The sequence below is a fragment of the Actinoplanes subtropicus genome (assembly GCF_000721705.1).
Taxonomy (GTDB): domain Bacteria; phylum Actinomycetota; class Actinomycetes; order Mycobacteriales; family Micromonosporaceae; genus Actinoplanes; species Actinoplanes subtropicus.
In genome coordinates this window covers 284,812-309,440 of record NZ_JOJL01000007.1, presented here as the reverse complement: position 1 = coordinate 309,440, position 24,629 = coordinate 284,812, and the positions used below count along the sequence as shown (strand labels likewise).

Annotated in this window: 17 protein-coding genes and 1 pseudogene; 11 read left to right on the top strand and 7 right to left on the bottom strand. The window is 72.2% G+C overall.

The window, feature by feature from the left end; translation table 11 throughout:
* Positions 1-32: 32 nt before the first annotated feature.
* Both IH26_RS0112050 and meaB read left to right on the top strand, forming a co-directional pair.
* Positions 33-1,214, top strand: coding sequence for an acetyl-CoA C-acetyltransferase (locus IH26_RS0112050; RefSeq protein ID WP_030436245.1), 1,182 nt, complete (start codon positions 33-35; stop codon positions 1,212-1,214).
* Positions 1,211-2,164, top strand: a complete 954-nt coding sequence (gene meaB / locus IH26_RS0112045) for a methylmalonyl Co-A mutase-associated GTPase MeaB (protein ID WP_030436244.1) — start codon at positions 1,211-1,213, stop codon at positions 2,162-2,164. The genes IH26_RS0112050 and meaB overlap by 4 nt, the downstream gene beginning before the upstream one ends.
* Here meaB and IH26_RS0112040 read toward each other — a convergent pair.
* Positions 2,161-2,469, bottom strand: coding sequence for a hypothetical protein (locus IH26_RS0112040; protein WP_211268634.1), 309 nt, complete (start codon positions 2,467-2,469; stop codon positions 2,161-2,163). The two genes, meaB and IH26_RS0112040, sit on opposite strands and share 4 nt — an antisense overlap.
* A 123-nt stretch (positions 2,470-2,592) precedes the next feature.
* On the opposite strand from IH26_RS0112040, the gene IH26_RS63880 reads away from it, so the two are divergent.
* The 4 genes and pseudogenes from IH26_RS63880 to IH26_RS53460 all read left to right on the top strand — a co-directional run.
* Positions 2,593-3,285, top strand: a complete 693-nt coding sequence (locus IH26_RS63880; RefSeq protein WP_051807988.1) for an FAD-dependent oxidoreductase — start codon at positions 2,593-2,595, stop codon at positions 3,283-3,285.
* Positions 3,286-3,329: 44 nt separating this feature from the next.
* Positions 3,330-5,003 carry a coenzyme B12-dependent isobutyryl-CoA mutase large subunit gene (gene icmA, locus IH26_RS0112030; RefSeq protein ID WP_030436242.1) on the top strand — a complete coding sequence of 558 codons (1,674 nt, stop codon included), beginning with the start codon at positions 3,330-3,332 and terminating at the stop codon, positions 5,001-5,003.
* A gap of 128 nt (positions 5,004-5,131) precedes the next feature.
* Positions 5,132-6,070 carry a tetratricopeptide repeat protein gene (locus IH26_RS0112025; RefSeq protein ID WP_030436241.1) on the top strand — a complete coding sequence of 313 codons (939 nt, stop codon included), beginning with the start codon at positions 5,132-5,134 and terminating at the stop codon, positions 6,068-6,070.
* A gap of 12 nt (positions 6,071-6,082) precedes the next feature.
* Positions 6,083-7,222 (top strand): annotated as a pseudogene (locus IH26_RS53460) (arginase family protein); the annotation flags it as partial.
* A 1,042-nt stretch (positions 7,223-8,264) separates the two neighbouring features.
* On the opposite strand, the gene IH26_RS0112015 reads toward IH26_RS53460, so the two are convergent.
* Positions 8,265-10,190, bottom strand: a complete 1,926-nt coding sequence (locus IH26_RS0112015; protein ID WP_030436239.1) for a penicillin-binding transpeptidase domain-containing protein — start codon at positions 10,188-10,190, stop codon at positions 8,265-8,267.
* Between the two features lie 212 nt (positions 10,191-10,402).
* Here IH26_RS0112015 and IH26_RS0112010 point away from each other — a divergent pair, with 212 nt between their 5' ends.
* The gene (locus tag IH26_RS0112010; protein WP_030436238.1) at positions 10,403-15,352 is read left to right on the top strand and encodes an NAD-glutamate dehydrogenase; all 4,950 of its coding nucleotides are present in this window, start codon (positions 10,403-10,405) and stop codon (positions 15,350-15,352) included.
* Positions 15,353-15,356: 4 nt separating this feature from the next.
* Here IH26_RS0112010 and IH26_RS0112005 read toward each other — a convergent pair whose 3' ends face one another.
* Positions 15,357-16,097 carry an alpha/beta fold hydrolase gene (locus IH26_RS0112005; protein ID WP_051807986.1) on the bottom strand — a complete coding sequence of 247 codons (741 nt, stop codon included), beginning with the start codon at positions 16,095-16,097 and terminating at the stop codon, positions 15,357-15,359.
* A 52-nt stretch (positions 16,098-16,149) separates the two neighbouring features.
* Between IH26_RS0112005 and IH26_RS0112000 the strand changes: the two genes are divergently transcribed.
* Together IH26_RS0112000 and IH26_RS0111995 are read left to right on the top strand one after the other, a co-directional pair.
* Entirely contained in the window at positions 16,150-16,767 is a 618-nt protein-coding gene (locus IH26_RS0112000; RefSeq protein WP_030436236.1) for a TetR/AcrR family transcriptional regulator C-terminal domain-containing protein, read from the top strand.
* Between the two features lie 28 nt (positions 16,768-16,795).
* Positions 16,796-18,982, top strand: coding sequence for a heavy metal translocating P-type ATPase (locus tag IH26_RS0111995; RefSeq protein ID WP_030436235.1), 2,187 nt, complete (start codon positions 16,796-16,798; stop codon positions 18,980-18,982).
* Between the two features lie 285 nt (positions 18,983-19,267).
* On the opposite strand, the gene IH26_RS0111990 is transcribed toward IH26_RS0111995, so the two are convergent.
* The 4 genes from IH26_RS0111990 to IH26_RS0111975 form a co-directional block, all read right to left on the bottom strand.
* Positions 19,268-19,969, bottom strand: a complete 702-nt coding sequence (locus IH26_RS0111990; RefSeq protein WP_034214754.1) for a TetR/AcrR family transcriptional regulator — start codon at positions 19,967-19,969, stop codon at positions 19,268-19,270.
* Positions 19,950-20,387, bottom strand: coding sequence for a thiol-disulfide oxidoreductase DCC family protein (locus tag IH26_RS0111985; RefSeq protein ID WP_034214751.1), 438 nt, complete (start codon positions 20,385-20,387; stop codon positions 19,950-19,952). The genes IH26_RS0111990 and IH26_RS0111985 overlap by 20 nt, the downstream gene beginning before the upstream one ends.
* Positions 20,384-20,845 carry a hypothetical protein gene (locus IH26_RS53455; protein WP_051807983.1) on the bottom strand — a complete coding sequence of 154 codons (462 nt, stop codon included), beginning with the start codon at positions 20,843-20,845 and terminating at the stop codon, positions 20,384-20,386. Before IH26_RS53455 ends, IH26_RS0111985 begins: the two co-directional genes overlap by 4 nt.
* A gap of 86 nt (positions 20,846-20,931) precedes the next feature.
* Positions 20,932-22,377, bottom strand: coding sequence for a glycoside hydrolase family 3 N-terminal domain-containing protein (locus tag IH26_RS0111975; protein WP_030436231.1), 1,446 nt, complete (start codon positions 22,375-22,377; stop codon positions 20,932-20,934).
* A 173-nt stretch (positions 22,378-22,550) separates the two neighbouring features.
* Between IH26_RS0111975 and IH26_RS0111970 the strand changes: the two genes are divergently transcribed.
* Both IH26_RS0111970 and IH26_RS0111965 read left to right on the top strand, forming a co-directional pair.
* Positions 22,551-23,741, top strand: coding sequence for an ROK family transcriptional regulator (locus tag IH26_RS0111970; RefSeq protein WP_030436230.1), 1,191 nt, complete (start codon positions 22,551-22,553; stop codon positions 23,739-23,741).
* 35 nt (positions 23,742-23,776) lie between these two features.
* On the top strand, positions 23,777-24,592 hold the full coding sequence (locus IH26_RS0111965) for an ABC transporter ATP-binding protein (protein ID WP_245665125.1): 816 nt from the start codon (positions 23,777-23,779) through the stop codon (positions 24,590-24,592).
* Positions 24,593-24,629: the final 37 nt, after the last annotated feature.

Here is a 24,629-nt window from a genome sequence, read left to right as displayed (position 1 = left end):
TGAACCACCGTTCAGGACGAAAGCGATCACCCGTGACCAGCTCGGTAATCGTCAGTGGCGCCCGCACACCAATGGGCCGCCTGCTCGGCAACCTGAAATCCCTCTCCGGCACCGCCCTCGGCGGCCACGCGATCGGCGCCGCCCTCGAGCGCGCCGGCGTCCGCCCCGACCAGGTGGAGTATGTGATCATGGGGCAGGTCCTGCAGGCCGGCGCCGGCCAGATCACCGCCCGGCAGGCCGCCGTGGCCGCCGGCATCCCGATGACCACGCCCGCCGTGACCATCAACAAGGTGTGCCTGAGCGGGCTGGATGCGATCGCCCTGGCCGACCAGCTGATCCGGGCCGGCGAGTTCGAGATCGTGGTGGCCGGCGGCATGGAGTCGATGACCAACGCGCCGCACCTGATCAATCAGCGCCAGGGCGTCAAGTTCGGCGACGTGACCGTCCGTGACCACATGGCGTTCGACGGCCTGACCGACCCGTGGGACGGCATCGCGATGGGCGAGTCGACCGAGCGCAGCGGCGCCAGGCTCGGCATCTCTCGCGCGGAGCAGGACGAGTTCGCCGCGCTGAGCCACCAGCGGGCCGCCGCCGCGCAGAAGAACGGCCACTTCGCCGAGGAGATCGCGCCGATCACCATCGCCCAGCGCGGCGGTGACCTGGTCGTCGACACCGACGAGGGGGTACGCCCCGACACGACCACCGCGTCGCTGGCCAAGCTGCGCCCGGCCTTCACCGCGGACGGCACGATCACCGCGGGCACCGCCTCGCCGATCTCCGACGGCGCCGCCGCGGTCGTGGTGATGAGCCGGGCCAAGGCCGAGGAGCTGGGGCTCACCTGGCTCGCCGAGATCGTCTCGCACGGCAACGTGGCGGGTCCGGACAGCTCGCTGCAGTCCCAGCCGGCCAACGCGATCAAGCACGCGCTGACCAAGGCCGGCAAGGTCGTGGCCGACCTCGACCTGATCGAGATCAACGAGGCGTTCGCCCAGGTCGGCATCCAGTCGATGCGCGAGCTCGGCGTCGACAGCGAGATGGTGAACGTGAACGGCGGCGCGATCGCGCTCGGCCACCCGATCGGCATGTCCGGCGCCCGCCTGGTGCTGACCCTGGCGCTGGAGCTCAAGCGCCGCGGCGGCGGCCTCGGCGCGGCCGGCCTGTGCGGCGGCGGCGGCCAGGGCGACGCGCTGATCATCGAGGTTCCCGGCAGGTGAGGTCCCGGCGCGACGTGCCCACCCTCGTCGCGCGGGCGCGCGAGGGTGACGCCCGCTCGGTGGCCCGGCTGATCAGCCTCGTCGAGAACGGCGATCCGGCGCTGCCCGAGGTAGCCGCCGCGCTCGCCCCGTACGCGGGGCACGCCCAGGTCGTCGGCCTGACCGGCGCCCCGGGGGTGGGCAAGTCCACCACCACCAACGAACTGGTCCGGCAGCTGCGCGCCGAGGGCCGCCGGGTGGGCGTGCTCGCGGTCGACCCGTCCAGCCCGTTCACCGGCGGCGCGATCCTCGGCGATCGGGTGCGGATGCAGGAGCACACCGGCGACGCGGGCGTCTACATCCGCTCGATGTCCAGCCGCGGCCAGCTCGGCGGGCTCTCCGCGGCCACGCCGCAGGCGGTGCGCGTGCTCGAGGGCGCCGGCTGCGAGGTGATCCTGGTCGAGACCGTCGGCGTCGGCCAGGCCGAGGTGGAGATCGCCTCGCTCGCCGACACGACGCTGGTGCTGCTCGCGCCGGGCATGGGCGACGCGATCCAGGCGGTCAAGGCGGGCGTTCTCGAGATCGCCGACGTCTTCGTGATCAACAAGGCGGACCGGCCCGGCGCCGACGCCACGTACCGCGACATCCAGGGCATGCTGGGCCTCGGCGAGCGCGCGCCCGGCGACTGGCGCCCGCTGGTGGTCCGCGCGACGGCGGTCCGCGGCGAGGGCATCGACGATGTGGTGGCGGCGATCGGCAAGCACCGGGCCTGGCTGGAGTCCAGCGGCAATCTGCTGACCCGCCGCGAGCGGCGGGCCGCCGTCGAGGTCGAGGCGATCGCCCTGGGCACGCTGCGTGCGCGGATCGGAAACCTGCGCGAGGGTACGGCGTTGACCACCCTGGCCGCGGCGGTGGCGGCGGGCGAACTCGACCCGTACGCGGCGGCGGACGAGCTGATCAAGGGCCTCTAACCGAACTCCGCCAGCGTCTTCCGGATCAGCGCCAGGTCCCAGGTGAAGGCGCCGCTGTCCAGGTCGGCCACCACGTCGCGCAGCCAGGCGAGCTCGGCCGTCAGCATGGCCGCGCGATACTCGTCCTCGATCAGGAACAGCCGCGGCATGCCCGGCGGTGCCTGCTCGTGTATCGCCGTCAGCCGTTCCTCCTGCGCCTCGATCCGGCGCGCGAGCAGGCCGCGAACCTCGGCGGGGGCCAGCACCGCGAGGAACGCCAGCGCCGCCGGGAACTCGGGGAACTCGCGCGCCGGTGTCGGCAACATGTTGGTGAGCCAACGCCGGAAGGTCGCCGCGCCCGAGCACTCCGGCGGCGTCACCGCGACCTTCGAGGACGGCTCGACCGCCGAGGGCGATCTCCTGGTCGGCGCCGACGGCCTGCGCTCCCGGTGCGCGAGACGCTCAACCCCGGCGGTCCCGCGCCGACCTACCTGGGCCTGCTCAACGCTGGCGGCTTCACCGACCACCCGGTCGACGCCGACTATGACCGCACGCCCGGCCTGATGCACATGGCGTTCGGCCGCCGGGCGTTCTTCGGCTGGGCGACGGCGCCCGGCGGCTCGGTGTGGTGGTTCGCTAACCCGCCGAGCAAGCACCCGGTGCGGCCCGGTGACTTCACGTCCGAGTCCTGGCGGGCCCACCTCATCGACCTGTTCGCCGACGAGGGGCTGCCGGCCGCCGCGATCATCCGGGCGACCGGCGTGGCGATCGGCCCGTGGAACACCGAAGACCTGCGCCGCGTCCCGGTCTGGCACTCCGGCCGGGTGGTCCTGGCCGGCGACGCCGCGCACGCCGTGGCCCCGTCCTCGGGCCAGGGCGCGTCGATGGCGATCGAGGGCGCCGTGGTCCTGGGCCGCTGCCTGGCCGAGCGCCCCGACGATCTGCGCGCGGCGCTGGGGGAGTACGAGCGGATCCGCCGCCCCCGGGTGGAGAAGGTGGTCGCCGTCGGCCGCCGCAACGGCAGCGGCAAGACCGCCGGCCCGATCGGCGCCGCCGTCCGGGACGCGATGCTGCCGTTCTTCCTCAAGATGGCCTACCGCAGCGGCAACCCGCAGTCCTGGATCCTCGACCACCGGGTCTGACCGCATCCTTAGGGAGCGTTCAGGTTTGCCTCTACGATGGCTGCATGGATGCTGCCGACATCGCCGCCGGCCGGGAGCGCTGGCAACGGCGCTACGACGCCTCCCGCAAGCGGGAAGCCGACTTCACCACCCTCTCCGGGTCGCCGGTCGACCCGGTCTACGGGCCACCCGACGGGGCCGCCTACCCCGGGTTCGACCGCATCGGGTGGCCGGGCGAGTTCCCGTACACCCGCGGTCTCTATCCGACCGGATATCGCGGACGGACCTGGACCATCCGCCAGTTCGCGGGCTTCGGCAACGCGCAGCAGACCAACGAGCGGTACAAGATGATCCTCGCGGCCGGCGGCGGCGGGCTCAGCGTCGCCTTCGACATGCCGACGCTGATGGGCCGCGACTCCGACGACCCGCAGTCGCTCGGCGAGGTCGGGCACTGCGGCGTCGCGATCGACTCGGCCGCCGACATGGATGTGCTCTTCGACGGCATCAGGCTGCAGGACGTCACCACCAGCATGACGATCTCCGGGCCGGCCGTGCCGATCTTCTGCATGTACCTGGTGGCCGCCGAGCGGCAGGGCGCCGATCTGAGCCGGCTCGACGGCACCCTGCAGACCGACATCTTCAAGGAGTACATCGCGCAGAAGGAGTGGCTCTTCGCGCCGGAGCCGCACCTGCGGTTGATCGGCGACCTGATGGCGTACTGCGCGCGGGAGATCCCCAAGTACAAGCCGCTGTCGGTGAGCGGCTACCACATCCGCGAGGCCGGGTCGACGGCCGCGCAGGAGCTGGCCTACACGCTGGCCGACGGCTTCGGGTACGTCGAGCTGGGCCTGTCCCGGGGGCTCGACGTCAACCAGTTCGCCCCCGGCCTGAGCTTCTTCTTCGACGCGCACATCGACTTCTTCGAGGAGATCGCGAAGTTCCGCGCCGCGCGCCGCATCTGGGCCCGGCACCTGCGCGACGAGTACGGCGCGACCAGCGAGAAGGCGCTCTGGCTGAAATTCCACACGCAGACCGCCGGGGTCAGCCTGACCGCCCAGCAGCCGGTCAACAACGTGGTGCGCACCGCGGTCGAGGCGCTGGCCGCGGTGCTCGGCGGGACGAATTCGCTGCATACGAACGCCCTCGACGAGACGCTCGCGCTGCCCACCGACGAGTCCGCCGAGATCGCCCTGCGCACCCAGCAGGTGCTGATGGAGGAGACCGGCGTGGTCAACGTGGCCGATCCGCTCGGCGGCTCGTGGTATCTGGAGGCGCTCACCGACCGGATCGAGGCCGAGGCGGAGGAGATCTTCGCCCGCATCCGCGAGCTCGGCTCGGACGGCAGCGTGACGGCCGGCGTCCTGCGCGGCATCGAGGATGGCTGGTTCACCGCGAACATCGCCGAGGCCGCGTTCGTCTACCAACAGGCGCTGGAGAAGGACGAGAAGCGGATCGTCGGCGTCAACGCGCACACCGGCACGGTGGCCAAGGATCTGGAGATCCTCCGGGTCTCCCACGAGGTCGAGCTGGCGCAACGCCGCGAGCTGGGCGATCGGCGGGCTTCCCGGGATTCCGTACGGGTGAAAGCCGCCCTCGACCGCATGGTGGCGGTCGCGCGCACCGACGAGAACATGATTCCGGCCATGCTCGAGGCGGCGCGGGCCGAGGCGACGCTCGGCGAGATCTGTGGCGCGTTGAAGGGCGAGTGGGGCATCTACCGGGAGCCGGCCCGTTTCTGACCACGGTGGGATCTTGCGTAACCGCCCGGCGGCGTCAAGTATCGGTGATGACGTGCGGTTGTGACCTCCGATATCGACCGCCGCGCGGCACGACGTACCGCCTTGTCAGCGTGCGAGACTAGGTAACCATGAGCGACCCACGGACCACTCCGTCGATCTTCACCCGCGGCGCGGTCGATCTCAGCGCGCTGCGCACGCCGGCCCCCTCCCCGAGCGGCGGTCCAACGCCGGCCGGCGCGGCCCCGAGCTCGGCGGCGCCCAACGGCGCCCCGGCCGGCTTCCCGGGCGGCGGTGCCCCCGAGACGATCATCGACGTCACCGAGGCCAATTTCCAGTCCGCCGTTCTCGAGCGCTCGCTGAGCACCCCGGTCATCCTCGACTTCTGGGCCGACTGGTGCGAGCCGTGCAAGCAGCTCTCCCCGGTGCTCGAAAAGCTCGCGCAGGCCGGCGGCGGCAGCTGGGTGCTCGGCAAGGTCGATGTGGACGCCAACCCCCGGCTCGCCCAGGCGCTGCGCGTGCAGGGCATCCCGATGGTGGTCGCGGTGGTGGGCGGTCAGCTGGTCGAGGGCTTCACCGGCGTCCTGCCCGAGCACCAGGTCAAGCAGTATGTGGACGCCGTGCTCAAGGCGGGCGGCGTCAGCGTCGAGGCGCCGGCCGACCCGCGGCTCGACGCCGCCGACGAGGCGCTGATGGTCGGCGACCTGGACGCGGCGGAGGCGGCGTACAAGAAGATCCTCGCGGAGTCCCCGGCCGACGCGATGGCCGAGTCCGGCCTGGCCCAGGTCGACCTGTACCGCCGGGTGGGCGGCACCGACCCGAACGCCGCGCTGGCCGCGGCCGAGGCCAACCCCGACGACCTCGACGCCCAGCGCCTCGCGGCCGACGTCGAGGTGCTCTCCGGCCAGGCCGACCGGGCGTACGAGCGGCTGGTCAAGCTGGTCAAGCGCACCTCCGGGGACGAGCGCGACGTCGTACGCAAGCATCTGCTCTCGCTGTTCAGCGTGGCCGGGCCGGACGACCCGGCGGTCGCCACCGCCCGGCGGCAGCTGGCCAGCGCGCTCTTCTAGACGGGAGGTTCCGTGCGCCGGATCGCAGTCCTTGACGCACCGTCCAATCTCGGTCTGCGCCCGCCGACCGCGACCTCGGTGCCGGGCTGCGCCAAGGCGCCCGGAGCGCTCCGCGACCACGGCCTGCTCACCAAGCTCGGCGCGCGCGACGCGGGCTGCCTGACCCCGCCGCGGTACGACCCGGGCGACTGGCGGCCGGGGGACGGCGTCGCGCAGGCGGAACAGATCGCGGCGTACTCCCGCAAGCTGGCCGACCGGATCGGCGCGATCCTGGACGCCGGCGAATTCCCGGTGATCCTCGGCGGGGACTGCTCCATCCTGCTCGGCTCCGGCCTGGCCATGCACCGGCTCGGCGAGGCGGTCGGCGGCCGGATCGGGCTGGTCTTCGTGGACGGTCACTCCGACTTCCGGCACCCCGGGAACGCGTCCTATGTGGGCGCGGCGGCGGGGGAGGACCTGGCGCTGGTGACCGGCCGCGGCCAGGCGGACCTGGCGTCGATCGAGGGCCGCCGGCCGTACTTCCGCGACATCGACGTGGTGGTGCTGGGGCTGCGGGCCCAGGACGAGTACCGCCTCGACCTGCAGGCGGCGGGCATCGTGACCCGGCCGGTCCCGGCGCTGCGGGTCGAGGGGGCGGCGCGGAGTGCCCAGTGGGCCCGTGACCAGCTGGTGGACTGCGCGGGGTACTGGCTGCACGTCGACGTGGACGTGCTGGACCCGGCGGTGATGCCGGCGGTCGACGCGCCGACGCCGGGCGGGATAGCGTTCCCGGAGCTGGAGATCCTGCTGGCCGGGCTGGTCGAGTCGCCACACTGCCTGGGCGTCGAAATCACCGTCTTCGACCCGGATTACGACCCGGACGGCGCCTACGCGGCCGAGATCGCGACAACGGTGGCGGCGGGGCTGGCGGCGGCGCGCACGGTCGCGCTGAGGCCCGACCTGATCGCGGCCCGGGCGGACCTCGCGAAGCCGGCCGTCAAGCCCGTCGGAGAGTCCGCTTGGCCCGCTGCTGAGCCCGCCGCGCCCGCCTCAGAGAGCGCCGCGCGCGCCGCCAGGCCCGCCGTTGGACCGGGCGGGCCTGCCGCTCCCGCCGTTGGACACGGCGGGCCTGCCGCCAGGCCTGCCGTTGGACCGGGCGGGCCTGCCGCTCCTGCCGTTGGACCGGGCGGGCCTGCCGCTCCCGCCGTTGGACCGGGCGGCCCCGCTGCCGAGGCCGTCGGGCTTGCCGCTGAGCCCGCCGCGCCCGCCGCTGAGCCCGCCGCGCCCGCCGCAGAGAGCGCCGCGCGCGCCGGTGAGGCCGCCGCTCCCGGTGCTGGAGCCGCCGCGCCCGCGGCTCCCGGCGCTGAGCCTGCCCCGCCCGCCGCGGAGGCCGCGGCGGACGCCATTGAGCCCGCTTCCCGCGGCGCGGAGCCAGAACCGCGGCCCGATCCCGGCGAGGCCGACCTCGCCGCGGAGGGCGGCCCCGAGCCGGGCCACGTGACTGGCTCTGCGGCTGACCCCGAGCCTGCCCCTGACGCGTCGCGCGAGGCGTCGGCGGCGCGTCCGGCGGTGACAGACGCCGCGGCCGGCCTGGCGTCACTGTTGCGCCCGTCCGCGGATGGGGACGCGAGAGCGGCGTTGCTGCGGCCGACCGGGGATGTGGCCGCCTCTGTGCGGGCGTCCTTGTTGCGCCCGCGCTCGAAGGCCGGCCGGCAGTCCTTGTTGCGGCGCCCCGCGGAAGGCGAGGCTGACGGCCCGTCGTCGTTGCTGCGCCCAGCCGCCGCAGCCCAGGACGCGGAGGAGACACCCCGGTCCACGCCGGTGGACGACCTTCCCGCTGCCGACGTCCACCAGGTCGACGACAAGGCTGTCCCGGGCGACAAATCCGAAATTTCGGTTTTGTCGGGCGAGGAGCGCGCGGAAAGCACGCCGGATGCCGAGGCCGATCAGCCGGTGGAGAGCGGCCCCGACGCGCGCGCCGTCGAAGACTCCTTCATCGCCCGGCCGCTCGGCCAGGCGCCGCTGCTCGACTCCAAGCCGCTGCCGGCCACCCGCCCCGGCATGCTTCGGCCCCGCCCCGCAGACGACCGCCCCGCAGATGACAGCCGGGCGGAGGACCTCCCGGCCGCCGACGGTTTCTCGCTGCCGGTTCAGCGCCCCGCCTTCGACCTGGGCTCCGGCTCCCCGGCCGACATCGCCTGAGCTACGCGACCGTTCAGTTCAGGGCGTTCAGGAAGTTCTTCACGATCGGCACGGCTGCCTCGGCGCCCGACCCGCCCTTCTGCACCATCACCGCGAAGGCCACATCGCCCTGGTAGCCGATGAACCAGGAGTGGGTGTCCTTCGAGCTCGCGTCGAACTCGGCCGTGCCCGTCTTGCCGAACACCGGCTTGCCCTTCACGTCGCGCAGTGCCGTGCCCGTGCCGGCGGTCACCACCTCGCGCATCATGCCGCGCAGGGCGCCCACCGCCGTCGCGTCCAGCGGTGCCCCGTCGGCCGCCGCCTTGGTCGGGGCCGGGTCGAGCACCAGCCTGGGCTGTTTGAACTGGCCGCGCGCCACGGCCGCCGCCACGCTCGCCATCGCCACCGGGCTGACCACCGTCTCGCCCTGGCCGAAGGTCGCCGCGGCCAGCTCGGTCGGGCTGTCGGCGGGGGAGACCTTGCCGCTGAACGCCTCGGCGCCCATGTCCCACGGGGCGCCCAGGCCGAAGTCGCCGGCCGCCGCCTGCAGGCCGGCCGCGCCCAGCTTCGACGACAGGCCGACGAACGCCGTGTTGCACGACTTGGCGTAGTCGACGTGGAACGGGACGTCGCCGAGCGCCTCGTCGCCGGAGTTCTTGAACTCGTGGCCGGCGACGGTGACCGTCTTCGGGCAGGTCACCGTCGAGTCGGCGGTCACCAGCTTGCGCCGCAACAACCCGTACGCGGAAACGGTCTTGAAGGTTGATCCGGGCGGGACCTGGCCGGTCAGGGCGGTGTCGACCGTGCCGCCGTCGGGGCCGTTGGCGACCGCGAGCACCGAACCGTCGCTGACCTTGATGGCGACCAGCGAGCTGGCCTGCTTCTCGGTGGCCAGCGCGGCGTCGGCGGCGGTCTGCGTCTTCGTGTCGATGCTGATCTTGACAGGGTTGCCGTCGACCGGCTTGGTGCCGTAGAGCTGGGTGCTGGTCACGGTGCCGTCGGCGGCCACGCGGGCGATCACCACCGAGATGCCGGCCGTGCCGCGGAGCGTCGCGTCGTACCTCTCCTGCAGCCCGCCGTGCCCGACGATGTCACCCTGCGCGACCCCGTCGGGGTTGTTGTCGATGTCCTCGGCGGTCGCCTCGTCGGCGGTGCCGAGCAGCGCCCGGGCGAAGGTCCTGGTCGGCGCGAGGTTGCGGGTCTCCTCGCGGAAGACGGTGCCGGCCAGCGGGCGTACGTCGTCCCGGATTTTGTCATAGTCCGCACGACGCAGCGTGATCAACTCGATGAAGGCACCCGGCGCGGAGTTCTTCACCCGGTCCGCAAGGTTGGACATGTCGATCGTGACGTCGAGCTTCTTGAACGCGGTGGCCAGGTCCTTCTGCAACTGTGCGAAGTTTGTGATCTTCTGGGGGCTGACCCCGACGACCACCACATCGCGTGGTGTGACGATCGGCTGGCCGGTCGCGTCCTGAATGGCCGCCCGTTTCGCCGGCACCCGGCGTAACGCCAGCTTGTCGCCGGTCTGCAGCTCGCTCTGCACGATGGCCGGCTCCCAGACCACCCGCCAGCCCTTGCTGCCCTGCTTGGTCAGCCGGACCGTGCTCTCGTACGACCAGGCCGCCCCGCCGGGCAGCGTCCAGTCCAGCTTGACCGCGCTGGAGGCGATGTCCCCGGTGGTCTTGGGGGAGCCGACCGGGGTCAGCACCAGCGACTGTTTGGCCAGGTCACCGGAGAGCGCCTTCAGCTGGTCGACGACGTCGTTCGCGCTGACCTTGCCACCGTCCGCGCCGACGAAGCCGACCGCGTTGAGGTTGCCGCTGCGCCAGCCGGCCAGGAAGGCCTTGAGCGTGTCGTCCGGGCCGTCCTTGGAGCAGGCCGCCAGGCCTCCGCAGACCAGCGTCAACGTGGCCGCGACGGCGGTCACCCGGCGGCGGGTCGGAGCACGGCGGTCGAGCATGAGGTCCCCTCTCGTGGGTATGCCGGACGCGATGCTACGGAACGGTAATAAAGATGTGCTCGTTCCGCCGACCCGAACTACGTGACGTAGAGCAAATTTGGGGCCGAACGGACCGAACCCACCACGCGTGTGATCCCGTACGGCGCAACCGTTCTAGGCTGTGAGCGACACGTTCGAACCCACAATGTCGTGGGTGAGGGGAGCACCGAGCCATGGCTGTCGCCGACGAGGCAGCGACGGAAACTGATCCGACTTCCGACCCTGAGCTGGATTTCACGCAGGGTCCCGGGCTCGCCCTGACGGGCCGGCTGGGCACCTCCAGCGATGATTCCGAGCTCGACGAGCCGCTGCCCAACGGCGAGCGCCTGGTGGCGCAGGCGGTCGAAGTGGCCGGCGCCGATCATGCGACGGCGTCGCTGGTCGGCCGCTTCTGGCGGTTCGCGCCGGATGAGGAATTGGTCGGTTTCACCGCACAGGAGATGTACGACGCGGCGGTCGCCCATCGCGACCTGGCCGCGGTCCGGTTACCCGGCGAGCTGAAACTGGCCATCACGCCGCCGACCGGCTCCGAGTGCCATACCGTCGTGCAGATCGTCACCGACGACATGCCCTTCCTGGTCGACTCGGTGATCGCCCTGCTCACCGCCCACCAGCTGCAGGTTCACCTGCTGGTCCACCCGCTGATCGTGGTCCGCCGCGAGCCGCTGGGCGCGCTGGCCGAGCTCGCCGCCGACGTCGAGCCGGACGACGCGATCGACGGCGACCTGGTGGAGAGCTGGATCCGGATCGAGATCGACCCGATCCGCCGGGACGAGACCCGGGAGCAATTGCACAACGAGGTGCGCCGGGTGCTCACCGACGTGCGGGACGCGGTCGAGGACTGGCCGCGGATGCGCCAGCGGGCCCTGGTGATCGCCGACGAACTGGCCGCCGCGCGCGGCTCCGAGGCCAAGCTGCCGGTGCCGGACAAGGACGTCACCGACTCGATCGAGCTGCTCAAGTGGCTCGCCCATGATCACTTCACGTTCCTCGGGTACCGCGAGTACCGCCTGGACGGCGACTTGCTCACCGCGGTGGCCGGCTCCGGCCTGGGCATCCTCCGCGGTGACTCGACGCCGCGCCAGCTCTCCTCGATGGCGCCGGAGGCGTACCAGCGGGCCCTCGAGAAGCGCCTGCTGGTGATCACCAAGGCCAACTCGCGGGCGACCGTGCACCGCTCGGCGTACCTGGACTACATCGGCGTCAAGGTCTTCAACGACCGCGGCGAGGTGGTGGGCGAGCGCCGCTTCCTGGGCCTGTTCTCGAGCTCGGCGTATCGGACGAGCGTGCGCGAGCTGCCGGTGGTCAAGCGCAAGGTGATGGAGGTGCTGGACCGCTCCGGCCTGTCCCCGCGCGGCCACTCCGGCAAGGACCTGCTGCAGATCCTGGAGACGTACCCGCGCGACGAGCTCTTCCAGATCAAGACCGATGACCTGTACGAGGCGGTGATCGGTGTCCTGCGGATGGCGGGCCGCCGGCAGCTGCGCCTCTTCCTCCGGCGCGACGGTTACGGCCGGTTCATCTCCTGCCTCATCTACATGCCCCGGGACAGGTTCACCACCGGTAACCGGCTGCGCATGCAGGAGATCCTGCTCCGCGAGCTGAACGGCATCGGCGTCGACTACACGACCCGGGTCACCGAGCGGATGCTGGCCCGGATCCACTTCATCGTGCGGACCGACCCGGCCGACCCGCCGGGCACGGTCGACCCGAACGCGCTGGCCGAGCTGCTCGCCGATGCGACCCGGATGTGGGACGACGACTTCTCCCTGGTCCTCGAGCGCAAACTGGGCGAGGAATCGGCCCGGGAGCTGTTCGGCCGGTACGCCAACGCCTACCCGGACAGCTACAAGGACGGCCACACGCCGTACGAGGGCATGCAGGACCTGGCCAAGCTCGAGCTCCTCGAGGAGGAGGGCCAGCTCGAGATGCACCTGTACCGCAAGCGGCGGCAGGTGGCGGGCGGCGAGCCCGAGCCGGACGACCACGACGTGCGGTTCAAGGTCTACCGGTACGGCGAGCCGATGATGCTCTCCGCGGTGCTGCCCGTGTTGCACTCGTTGGGCGTGCAGGTGGTCGACGAGCGGCCGTACGAGATCCGCCGCAGCGACGGCACGATCTACCTGTACGACTTCGGGCTGCGCCCGCCGACCGAGCACCGTGAGCTGGCCGAGGTTCGGCCGCAGGTGGAGAACGCGTTCGCGGCCGCCTGGCGGGGCGAGGCGGAGGTCGACGGGTTCAACGAACTGGTGCTGCGGGCCGGGCTCACCTGGCGTCAGGTGGTGGTCCTCCGGGCGTACGCCAAATATCAGCGCCAAGCCGGCAGCCTCTTCTCCCAGCGCTACATCGAATCGACCTTCATCGCCTACCCGGAGATCGCCCGGCTGCTGGTCACGCTCTTCGAGACCCGCTTCTCGCCCCGGCTGCAGGCCGGCGAGCAGGAGCGCACCCGGCTGGCCGGCGAGCTCGTCGAGCGGATCACCGAGCTGCTCGACGGGGTGGAGAGCCTCGATCAGGACCGCATCCTCCGGTCCTACCTGACCCTGGTCCGGGCCACCCTGCGCACCAGCTTCTTCCAGCGTGGCCCCGACGGCCGGCCGAAGAACTACGTGGCGTTCAAGCTCGACCCCAAGGCGATCCCCGACCTGCCCGAGCCGCGCCCGAAGTACGAGATCTTCGTCTACTCGCCGCGGTTCGAGGGCGTGCACCTGCGCTTCGGCGCGGTCGCCCGGGGCGGCCTGCGCTGGTCGGACCGGCGGGAGGACTTCCGCACCGAGATCCTCGGCCTGGTCAAGGCGCAGATGGTGAAAAATGCGGTGATCGTGCCGGTCGGCGCCAAGGGCGGGTTCGTCCTGAAGCAGAAGCCGGGCGACCGGGACGAGGCGGTCGAGTGCTACAAACGGTTCATCACCGCGCTGCTCGACGTCACCGACAACATCCACGCCGGCAAGATCGTGCCGCCGCGGGACGTGGTCCGGCACGACGGCGACGACCCGTACCTGGTGGTCGCGGCGGACAAGGGCACCGCGACGTTCTCCGACATCGCCAACGAGATCTCGGTGGGCAAGGAGTTCTGGCTCGGCGACGCGTTCGCCAGCGGCGGCTCGGCGGGCTACGACCACAAGAAGATGGGCATCACCGCGCGCGGCGCCTGGGAATCGGTCAAGAAGCACTTCCGCGACTTGGGCGTGGACACGCAGACCCAGGATTTCACCGTGGTCGGCGTCGGCGACATGTCCGGCGACGTCTTCGGCAACGGAATGCTTTTGTCCGAACATATCCGGCTAATTGCCGCCTTTGATCATCGGCACATCTTCCTGGACCCGTCGCCGGACGCGGCCGCCTCCTTCGCCGAGCGGCGGCGGCTGTTCGATTTGCCACGTTCGTCGTGGAATGACTATTCCCGCGAGTTGATCAGCAGCGGCGGAGGCGTTTATCCCCGTACGGCCAAATCGATCCCGATAACGCCGGAGGTACGGGCGGCGCTGGATCTCGGCGACGCCACCGCGGTCAGCCCGGCCGACCTGATGAAGGCGATCCTCAAGGCCCCGGTCGACCTGCTGTTCAACGGCGGCATCGGCACGTACGTGAAGGCGGTCTCGGAGACGCACGCGGACGTCGGCGACAAGACCAACGACCCGATCCGGATCAACGGGTCGCAGCTGCGGGTCAAGGTGGTCGGCGAGGGCGGCAACCTGGGGCTCACCCAGCGCGGGCGGATCGAGTTCGCCCGTGCCGGCGGCCGCATCTACACCGACTTCATCGACAACACGGCCGGCGTCGACTGCTCCGACCACGAGGTCAACATCAAGATCCTGCTGGGCGGCGCGGTGGCCGACGGCGAGCTCAGCGTCCCCGACCGCGACGCTCTGTTGGCGCAGATGACCGACGAGGTCGCGGCGCTGGTGCTGCGGGACAACTACGAGCAGGCGGCGGCGCTGGGCAACGCCCGGTCGCAGGCCCACTCGCTGCTCCCGGTGCACCGGCGGATGCTCACCTCGCTGGAGGAGAGCGGCCAGCTCAACCGCGAGCTGGAGGCGCTGCCCACGGACGCCGAGCTGGCCGCGCGGTCGGAGGCCGGCGAGGGCCTGGCCGCACCCGAGTTCGCCGTCCTCCTGGCGTACGTGAAGATCACGCTGGAGAGGGACATCCTCGCCGACGAGCTGGTCGACGAGGCCTGGACCCACGATGTGCTGGCCCGGTATTTCCCGACGCCGCTGCGCGAGCGGTTCGGCGCCCGGATGGCCGGCCACCGGCTGCGCCGCGAGATCATCTCGACCGCCCTGGTCAACGAGGTGGTCAACCGCGGCGGCACGTCGTTCGTCTACCGCGCGATGGAGGAGAGCGGCGCGTCCGCCGCCGACGTGATGCGGGCGTACGTGGTGGTCCGCGAGGCGTTCGGGCTCGCCGAGATCTGGCGGGCGGCCGAGGAGCTGGACAACCAGGTGCCCACCTCGGCGCAGACGCTGGTCTTCCTGGAGTCGCGGCGGCTGCTCGACCGGGCGGTCCGCTGGCTGGTCAGCACCCGGCGCTCGCCGCTCGACGTGACCGGCGAGATCGCCCGGCTGCAGCCCGGCGTGCACGAGTTGCTGCCGCAGGTGGCCTCGGTGCTGGTCGGCGTGGAGCGCCGGTCGATGGACGAACACGTCGCCACCCTGGTCGACAAGGGCGTCCCGATGGAGCTGGCCGAGCGGGTCACCTGGGCGAACTACGGCTTCGGCCTGCTCGACGTGCTCACCGCGGCGGCGTCGACGGGCCGGGACCCGCTCGAGGTGGCGCAGGTCTACTTCGTGCTCTCCGAGCGCTTCCAGATCGACCAGTTGTTGTCGCACATCTCCCGGCTGCCGCGCGGCGACCGGTGGCAGACGCTGGCCCGGATGGCGCTGCGCTACGACCTGTACGCGGCGCTGGCCGCGCTCACGGTCGAGGTGCTGGAGTCGACCGAGTCGACGTCGGCCGCGCGCGAGCGGGTCGACGAGTGGGAGCAGGTGAACGCCGCCTCGATCGCCCGCTGCGCCAACGCGATGGGCAACGTCGACGACACCCCGGCCGAGCTGGCCGCGTTGTCGGTGCTGCTCCGCCAGATCCGCACCCTGGTGAAGACCTCCGCCGCCAACTCATGACCAACTAGCTGGCGGCAAATCGGGCGACCGCCTCGGCCACTCGCGCCGGGGCGGTCCGCTCGGCGTTGTGCCCCTGGCCGTGCATCGTCAGCCGGTCGGCACGCGGCAGCGCCTTCTGCAGCGCGTCGAGCCGTTCCCCCAGGTGCGCCGGGCTCTTGTCGCCGCCCAAGAGCAAAACCGGAACTTCGATGCCTGCGTACGCCGTGAGCCGGCACCCAAGCGCATCGATGGCGTCGTTGTCGTCCAGTTGGCGCTCGACCCGGCCGGCCAACTCCGGCTTCGCCCCGAGCACCGTCCCGGCCACGGCGGCGAGCACCGGCCCGCTCCGCGCCACCTCCCGTAGGAAGATCCGCAACGCCCGACCCGGCTTCCCCGCGGCGATCGCGGCCCGCGCCGGCTCCAGTTTCGCCCCGCCCAGCGGCTCGTCCACCACGATCGGCGGCTCGTAGAGGACCGCGCCGGCGTAGAGATCCGGATCGGCGGCCAGCGCCTCCAGGGCCAGCACCGCCCCGGACGAGTGCCCGACCAGCACCGGCCGCTCCAGCTTCGCGGCCACCTCGCGAACCTCGGCCACCTCGTCGGCCATGCTCACCTTGCGCGGCACGTCCAGCTGATATTGCCGGCGGGTGATGCGGACTGCCCGGAAGCGGTCGCGCAGCAGGTCGGTGACCCGCGACCACGACGTCTCGTCGCCCATCCCGCCGTGCAGAACCAGGATCGCCCGGCCCCTGCCTTCGTCGATCATGTTTCCTCCTTAGCGACGCTAAGGAGGAACTTAGCACTGCTAAGGTGGCCGAGTGAAGGGTCTTTCCCGAGAAGTGCTGATCGAGACCGGGCTACGGCTGCTCGACGAGGTGGGGCTGGAGGGGCTCACCGTGCGCCGCCTCGCCACCGAGCTCGGCGTCCGGTCGCCGGCCCTCTACTGGCACATCAAGACCAAGCAGGAGCTGCTCGACGGGATGGCCGACGCGATCATCCAGGGCGCCGGGATGGGTCCGCCGCGCGACCGCGAGTCCTGGCAGGAGTGGCTCCGGCGCCGGGCCAGGGGCTACCGCCGATCGCTGCTGGCCCATCGGGACGGCGCCCGGGTGGTGGCCTCGGCGCGTCGCATGCCGGGCGCACTCGGCGAGTTCGAGGGCGAGTTGGCCGCGATGGTGGCGCTGGGCTTCACGCCGGTGCTGGCGCTGCGCACGATCACCGCGCTGGGCAACTACCTGAACGGCTATGTGCTGCAGGAACAGGCGAGCGTGCCGGTCGGCGACCCGGACGCGGGTGACCTGCTGGCCGGGATGCCGACCCTCACGGCCGCCCTGCTGACCGGCGGCAATCCGATGGCCGAGGAGTCGTTCGAGCACGGGCTCACGCTGCTGATCGCCGGGACCGAGGCGCAACTCACCGGCGGGGAGAGGCGCTAGGTACCCCCAAGGGGTATATGGTGGCGGCATGGAACGGGTCATCGAGCTGGAGATCGGCGGCATGACGTGCGCGTCGTGCGCGAGCCGGATCGAGAAGAAGCTGAACCGGCTCGACGGCGTCACCGCCACGGTCAACTACGCGACCGAGAAGGCGCGGGCCACCGTGCCGGCCGCGCTGACCGCGCGGGATCTGATCGAGGTGGTGGAGAAGACCGGCTACACCGCGGCCGAGCCCACCCCCGAGCCGGCGCAGCGTGCCGACCCGCGCGATCCGCTGCGTGACCGCCTGCTGATCTCCCTCGCGCTGAGCATTCCGGTGGTCGTGCTCGCCATGGTGCCCGCCTGGCAGTTCACCTACTGGCAGTGGCTGTCGCTGGTGCTCGCCGCCCCGGTCGTGGTCTACGGTGGCTGGCCGTTCCATCGGGCCGCCTTCGTCAACCTGCGGCACGGCGCGGCCACCATGGACACGCTGGTCTCGATCGGCACGCTCGCCGCGTTCGGCTGGTCGCTGTGGGCGCTCTTCCTCGGCGACGCCGGCCTGCCCGGGATGACTCACCCGTTCTCGCTGACCGCCCGCGACGGCGACGCCATCTACCTCGAGGCGGCCGCCGGCGTGACCACGTTCCTGCTGGCCGGGCGCTATCTCGAGGCGCGCGCCAAGCGCCGCGCCGGCGATGCATTGCGGTCGCTGCTCGAGCTCGGCGCGAAGTCGGTCACCGTGCTGTGGGAGGGCGCCGAGCGCGAGATCCCGGCGGCCGACCTGCGGGTGGACGACGTCTTCCTGGTACGCCCGGGGGAGAAGGTCGGCACCGACGGCGTGGTGGTCGACGGCGTCTCCGCGCTCGACCAGAGCCTGCTGACCGGCGAGTCGGTGCCGGTCGAGGTGCGACCCGGCGATCAGGTGACCGGCGCGACGGTGAACGCGGGCGGCCGGCTGACCGTCCGCGCCACCCGGGTCGGCGCCGACACCCAGCTCGCCCAGATGGCCAAGCTGGTCGAGGAGGCGCAGACCGGTAAGGCCGCCGTCCAGCGCCTGGCCGACCGGATCGCCGCCGTCTTCGTCCCGGTGGTGATCGCGCTGGCCATCGCCACGCTCGGCTTCTGGCTGGGCACCGGCGGCGGCGCGACCGCCGCCTTCACCGCCGCGGTGGCCGTGCTGATCATCGCCTGCCCGTGCGCGCTCGGCCTGGCCACGCCGACCGCGCTGCTGGTCGGCACGGGTCGCGGCGCCCAGCTGGGCATCCTGATCCGGGGCGTCGAGGCCCTGGAGTCGACCCGCAAGGCCGACACGATCGTCCTCGACAAGACCGGCACGGTGACCACCGGCCGCATGTCCCTGGTCGCGGCCGTGGCCGGCGACCCCGACGACCTGCTCCGGCTGGCCGGCGCGGTGGAGGCCGCCTCCGAGCATCCGCTGGGCCGTGCGATCACCGCCACCGCCCGCGAAAACGGCGAGCTGCCGCCGGTCACCGACTTCCACGCCACGGCCGGGGTAGGCGTGCGCGGCCGCGTCGAGGGCGCTCTGGTCGAGATCGCGGCCGGTCGCCCGGACGAGCAGCAGATGACCGGTGCCACCGTTCCGCTCTTCGAGGTAAAAACCGCGAAAGTGACCGCCGACGCGGCGACCTGGGTTGAGGTCCGGGTCGATGGAGTTCCGCGCGGGTGGCTGGCGCTGGCCGATGCCGTGCGGCCGAGCAGCGCACCCGCCATCGCCGCGCTTCGGCGGCTGGGGCTGGAACCGATGCTGGTCACCGGGGATGCGCCCGCGGTGGCCGAGGCGGTCGCCGCCGAGGTGGGCATCACCCAGGTCTACGCGGGCGTGCTTCCGGCCGGCAAGGTCGACGTGGTGAAGCGCCTCCAGTCCGAGGGCCGCGCGGTGGCCATGGTCGGCGACGGCGTGAACGACGCCGCCGCGCTGGCCCAGGCCGACCTGGGTCTCGCGATGGGCGCCGGCACCGACGTGGCGATCCAGGCCTCGGATCTGACCCTGGTGCGCGACGACCTGACCGCCGCGGTGGACGCGGTCCGGCTCTCCCGGCGCACGCTGGCGATCATCCGGGGCAATCTCTTCTGGGCGTTCGCCTACAACGTGGCCGCGCTCCCGCTCGCCGCCGCCGGCCTGCTCAACCCGATGATCGCCGGCGCCGCGATGGCCCTGAGCAGCATCTTCGTGGTGCTCAACAGCCTGCGCCTGCGCACCTTCAAAGCAGCGTGAGCCGGGTCGCGGGGATTGCTCCCGTAATCCCGCGCGCCCCGGCTCACCGTCTTCGTCGCGGGGGCTCGGACTGGTCCCGAAGTCCGAGTCCCCGCAACATCCCCAGACCCACCTGCGGACATAACGCTACGTGCCGGCAAAGCGGGCCCGGAAGCTCTGCGTACGCAAATTGGCCGTTCGGCTAGCCCACTTTAGGCGACAGATCCGGAAATTTCTGGGCACAGACGTATTTACTGACCCGGGGAATTACGTACGGTGATGGCACAGCGATCTTACCGAGGGTGATCAGTCGTCCCGCCGCACCGACTCGATCAGCGCGAGGATCTGGCGCAGCGCGGGCCGCAGCACGCGCAGCCGCGACAGCGCCACCAGCCGGTCGATCAGCGGCACCGCCCCGTCGATCAGTCGCCGGGTGCGCCGCTGCTCCGGCGAGTTGTCGTACACCCAGAAGAGGGTCACCCCCATCCACCCCAGCCACAGCAGCTCGGGCAGCTCCTTGCGCAGTTCCGGGTCGAGCTTCGCCGACGACCCCTCGACCACGTCCCGGAAGATCGCGATCGACGCGTCCCGGGCCGGCGACGACTCCCGGGAGAACGGGCTCAGCGGCGACGACGGCTCGGCCGCGGTCTTGAAGAAGGTCGCCGCGAACGAGTGGTACGGCTCGTTCACGTCCACCCCCGCGTGCAGCACGCCGCGCAGCCGGGCCGCGAACTCCGTCTCCCCGGTGAGCACCGGCTCGGCGGCCGCCCGGTGCGCGGCCTGGTTCCGGTCGTAGAACCCCTGGATCAGGTGTTCCTTGGAGTCGAAGTAGTAGTACGCGTTCCCGACCGCGACCCCCGCCTCCTTGGCGATCGCCCGCATGGTCGTCTCCGCATACCCCCGCTCGCGGAACAGCCGCAGCGCCGTCTCGAGGATCAGCTGGCGGGTCTGCTCGCCCCGGGCCCGCCGTGGCGCGGACGGCGAGGGCTCAGCGGCAGCGGTCGTCACAAACGTCACCGTAGTCCGCGACCGGCCCGGGCGACCGGGTCGCCTCCCGAACCGCCGAGGCCGCCGCGATGAACCGCCTCGCCCCCGGCAGCAGGTGCGGCGACGCCAGCCGCTCGGCCGCCGCCCGGTAGTCCGCGAGCGCCCACAGGCAGGCCAGCCACGCCGAGTCGCCCATGTAGTAGGTCCCGTCGTCGGCGATCACCGTGAGATCCCGCAGCGTCGCCTCGTGATCGAGCCCGGGAAACTGGGCGCGCGCCGCGGCCGAGCCGGCCGGCACGAAGGTGAGCGGCACCAGCTGCGCCCGCCCGGCCAGCCACTTCCGGGCGGTCCGGCACAGCGGGCACCCCTCGTCGAAGAGAACCGTGAAGGACCCGACCCGGCCGGCCCCGAGCCCGGCCGGGTCGGACGATGCCGTCATGCCTGCGCCGGTGGTGCCATCGGCGGCGGCATCGGCGGTTGCATCGGGGGCATGGGCCGCTGCGGGTGCATCGGCAGGCGCCCGGTCGGCGGCAGCGGCGGCTGGCCCTGCTGCTGGCGGATCCGGCCGCGGCGGTACCGGCCCAGGAAGTAGACGTTGCAGAAGTGCAGGACGCCCAGCACCAGCAGCACGAGGCCGATCTTGGTGGAGAACGTCTCGAGCGCCTCGCTGGTGTTCTCGATGTCGGCGGTGGACCGCATCGCGAACGTCACGTAGCCGAGGTTCAGCAGGTAGAAGCCCATCACCAGGAGCTGGTTGACGGCGTTCGCGAGGCGCTGGTCGTCGAAGACGTCCTCGAGGAACACCCGGCCGTTGCGCGACAGCGTGGTCGCCACCCACACGGTCAGCCCCACGCTGACCGCGAGGTAGAGCAGGTACATCCAGACCTTCGGGTCCATCGGACCGCCCTTCCTGAACATGTTCAACTAAGTCCCCCTCAAGGTAGGCGCGAACTTGAACACGTTCAAGGAATGTGAAGAACGCCTCAGAGCCCGAGCGCCGAGGCCGCCGCGCGCCCGTTGGCCAGGCTCGCCCCGTACGTGGTCAGGAACGCCCGCGCGCCGGCCGGCCGCCACGACGACGGCCAGCCCATCTCGACGATCACGACCGGATGCGCCGCCGCCAGCCCCTCGGCCAGGGCGCGGCCGGCCGGCGACTGGTGCAGGCGCCGCCCGACCAGCACGATCGGCCGCTCGCCGGCCAGCGCCACGAGCTCCGCCACGCTTGCCTCGGCGGCGACCACCTCGACCTGCGGGGTGCCGTTCGGATGCGGGCGCAGTCCCCACGGCACCCGGCCCTCGGCGATCGAGTGCCCGGCCACGACCTGCACCACCAGCGGCGCGCCGAGGCCGGCCACCGAGCCCTCGACCCGAAGCGCCCGCCGGGCGGCGGAGACCCCCAGGGCCTCGTCGTGGTCACTCGTCCGGGCGGGGGTCGCGCTCCACGTCGCCAATTTCGCCGTACGCCCGAAAGCCTCTTCCAACCGCGCGAGCGGCACCCCTCCGTCCCGCACCGCCGCGACGATCTCCCCGGCGATCGCCTCGACCAGTTCCCGGTCGACCCGCGCTCCCACGCACAGCAGGTCGGCTCCCGCCGCCAGCGCCCGGACCGCGGCCGGCGCGATCCCGCCGGCCGCCAGCGCCGCGCCCTTCATCTCCAGCGCGTCGGTGACCAGCACCCCCTCGAACCCGTACTCCCGGCGGGCCAACCCGGTCAGCGCCGCCGCGCTGAAGGTCGCCGGATCGTCCCCGGTCACCGCGGGCACCCGGATGTGCGCCGTCATGATCGCCTGCACGCCGGCCCCGATCGCCGCCGCGAAGGGCGGCAGGTCCCGCTCCCGCAGCACGTCCAGCGGCGCCTCCACGGTGGGCAGCTCCAGGTGCGAGTCGGCCAGCGTCGCCCCGTGCCCCGGGAAGTGCTTCGCGCAGGCCGCCACCCCCGCCGACTGCAGCCCGCGCACCGCGGCCGCCGCGTGCCGCGCCACCAGCCCCGGCGACGCGCCGAACGAGCGGGTTCCGATGATCGGGTTGTCGTCGGCCGTGTTCACGTCGACGGTCGGCGCCAGGTCCAGGTTGATTCCGGCGTCGGCGAGGTCGCCCCCGACCGCCGCGTACACCCGGGTGGTCAGCTCTTGATCGTCCACCACACCCAGTGCGGCGTTCCCCGGATAGGGGCTGCCGGTCCGATGCCCCAGCCGGGTGACATCGCCGCCCTCCTCGTCGATCGCGATCAGCGCGTCCGGCCGGGCCGAGCGCAGCGTCGCGGTCAGCGCGGCGAGCCGGGCCGGCGCGCCCACGTTGGTGCCGAACAGGGTGTGTCCGGCCAGTCCGTCGCCGAGCAGGTCGAGCGCCCAGCCGGGTGCTTCCTCGCCGGGAAACGCGGCGAGCAGGGTGCCGAGGGCGAGGCGGCGGAGCCCGTGATCGATCGCCATGGTGTCCTTCCGGTGGCGCGGCTCTGGCAACGGGGTGCCGGGAGCTGCCATGATCGCTGCGAGTCGATGACGTTGGGTGGTGTCGGCGGCGGTGCCGACCGTTACGCTGCGGCTACGACGCCGGAGACTCGTACGTCAATAGGAAACAATCCTTAATACTAGGGGACATCACGATGGCCGCGACCCGCCTACCGGGCACACCTCGGCTGCTGCGCGCTCTCAACGATCGCGCGGCGCTGGAGCTGCTGCTCGCCCGAGGCCCGCTGACCCGCGCTCAGCTCGGCGAAATGACCGGGCTCAGCAAGGTCACCGCCTCCCAGCTGGTGGAGCGCCTCGAGCAGCGCGGCCTGGTGCGCCGGGTCGGCGAGCAGGCCGGCGGCCGTGGCCCCAACGCCCAGCTGTACGCGGTCACGCCGGGGAGCGCGCACGTGATCGGCGTCGACGTCGGCCCCGAGCGGGTGGTCGCCGCCTGCGCCGACATCACCGGCGCGATCGTGAGCCGGGTCGAGCAGTCCACGCGGGACACCGACGACCCGGTCGGCGTGGTGCACAACGCGGTGATCCAGGCGGCCAGCGAGGCCGGCGCCGAGATGAGCTCGGTCCGCCGGGTGGTGCTCGGCACGCCCGGCCTGGTCGACCCGGTGAGCGGCGAGATCTCCTTCGCCTGGGACCTGCCCCGCTGGCACCGCGGCCTGCTCGACGACCTGCGCCGCGACCTGAGCACGCCGGTCGTCTTCGGCAACGACGTGAACCTGGCCGCGATCGCCGAGCAGAGCACCGGCGTGGCCCGGGGCGCCGGCGACTTCGTGCTGATCTGGATCGGCCGCGGCGTCGGCCTGGCCAGCGTCATCGGCGGCAAGCTGCACCAGGGCGCGACCGGCGCGGCCGGCGAGATCGGCTACCTGCCGGTGGCCGGCGCCGAGGTGCCCCGGCACCAGGGCAAGCGCTCCCAGAAGGGCGGCGTGCGCGGCGGCTTCCAGACGGTCGCCGGCGCCGACGCGGTGAAGGCGATCGGCAAGAAGTACGGCTTCCGAGGCAGCGAGGCGGCCGACGTGGTCCGCTCGGCGGTGGCCGCGGGCGCGGCCGGCGGCCAGGTCCTCGACGAGCTGGCCGAGCGGCTGGCCCTCGGCGTGGCCGCCACCTGCGTGGTGCTCGACCCGCCGCTGGTGGTGCTGGCCGGGGAGGTCAGCCAGGCCGGCGGCCCCGCGCTGGCCGAGCGGGTGGAGCGCGAGGTGGCGGCGATCACGCTGGTCCACCCCAAGGTGGTGATCACCGAGGTGGAGTCCGAGCCGGTGCTGCACGGCGCCCTGCACACGGCCCTGGACGCGGTCCGCGACGAGGTCTTCGGCTCGACCACCGGGTGAGCCGGCGCCGCCCGTACGCGTGGTTGGATAGTCCCGTGCTCGAACCTGCCGTGCGAATCCCGCCCCACGACGACACCGTCATCGCCTTCGACCGGGTCAGCGTGATCCGGAGTGGCAACTTCCTGGTCCGCAGCCTCTCCTGGCAGGTGGAGCTGGACGAGCGGTGGGTGATCCTGGGGCCGAACGGCGCCGGCAAGACGACGCTGCTCAACCTGGCCTCGGGCCGGCTGCACCCGTCCCGGGGCACCGCGTACGTGCTGGGCGAGCGCCTCGGCCGCACCGACGTCAACGAGCTGCGTACCCGGATCGGCCTGTCCACCGGCCAGTTCGGCGAGCGCATCCCGCCCTCCGAGCGGGTGATCGACGTGGTGGTCACCGCGGCCTGGTCGGTGGTCGGCCGTTGGCGCGAGACCTACGACCCGATGGACACCGCGCGCGCCCGCCAGTTGCTCACCCAGCTCGGCATGGGCGGGCTGCTGGAGCGCGAGTTCGGCACGCTCTCCGAGGGCGAGCGCAAGCGGACGCTGATCGCCCGGGCGCTGATGACCGACCCCGAGCTGATGCTGCTGGACGAGCCGTCGGCGGGCCTCGACCTGGGCGGCCGGGAGGATCTGATCGGCCGCCTCACCGAGCTCGCCCTCGACCCGGATTCGCCGGCCATGGTGCTGGTCACCCACCACGTCGAGGAGATCCCGCCCGGCTTCACCCACGGCATGCTGCTGCGCGAGGGCACGATCGTGGCGTCCGGCCCGCTCGGCGAGGTGATGACCGCCGACAACCTGACCAAGACCTTCGGCATGGCGCTGCGGGTCGACCGCTTCGGCGACCGCTACACCGCGCGGGCGGCATGACCGCCCGCACCGAGCGGCACCCAGCGCAACGTGCGGA

What these genes read in the sequence shown, in the direction of transcription:
- IH26_RS0111995 (WP_030436235.1), top strand. Translation starts at nt 16,796, where the DNA reads ATGGAACGGGTCATCGAGCTGGAGATCGGCGGCATGACGTGCGCGTCG.
- IH26_RS0112025 (WP_030436241.1), top strand. Translation starts at nt 5,132, where the DNA reads ATGAGCGACCCACGGACCACTCCGTCGATCTTCACCCGCGGCGCGGTC.
- IH26_RS0111975 (WP_030436231.1), bottom strand. Translation starts at nt 22,377, where the DNA reads ATGGCGATCGATCACGGGCTCCGCCGCCTCGCCCTCGGCACCCTGCTC.
- IH26_RS0112040 (WP_211268634.1), bottom strand. Translation starts at nt 2,469, where the DNA reads ATGTTGCCGACACCGGCGCGCGAGTTCCCCGAGTTCCCGGCGGCGCTG.
- IH26_RS0111970 (WP_030436230.1), top strand. Translation starts at nt 22,551, where the DNA reads ATGGCCGCGACCCGCCTACCGGGCACACCTCGGCTGCTGCGCGCTCTC.
- icmA (WP_030436242.1), top strand. Translation starts at nt 3,330, where the DNA reads ATGGATGCTGCCGACATCGCCGCCGGCCGGGAGCGCTGGCAACGGCGC.
- IH26_RS0112015 (WP_030436239.1), bottom strand. Translation starts at nt 10,190, where the DNA reads ATGCTCGACCGCCGTGCTCCGACCCGCCGCCGGGTGACCGCCGTCGCG.
- IH26_RS0111985 (WP_034214751.1), bottom strand. Translation starts at nt 20,387, where the DNA reads ATGACGGCATCGTCCGACCCGGCCGGGCTCGGGGCCGGCCGGGTCGGG.
- IH26_RS0112010 (WP_030436238.1), top strand. Translation starts at nt 10,403, where the DNA reads ATGGCTGTCGCCGACGAGGCAGCGACGGAAACTGATCCGACTTCCGAC.
- IH26_RS0112005 (WP_051807986.1), bottom strand. Translation starts at nt 16,097, where the DNA reads ATGATCGACGAAGGCAGGGGCCGGGCGATCCTGGTTCTGCACGGCGGG.
- IH26_RS53455 (WP_051807983.1), bottom strand. Translation starts at nt 20,845, where the DNA reads ATGGACCCGAAGGTCTGGATGTACCTGCTCTACCTCGCGGTCAGCGTG.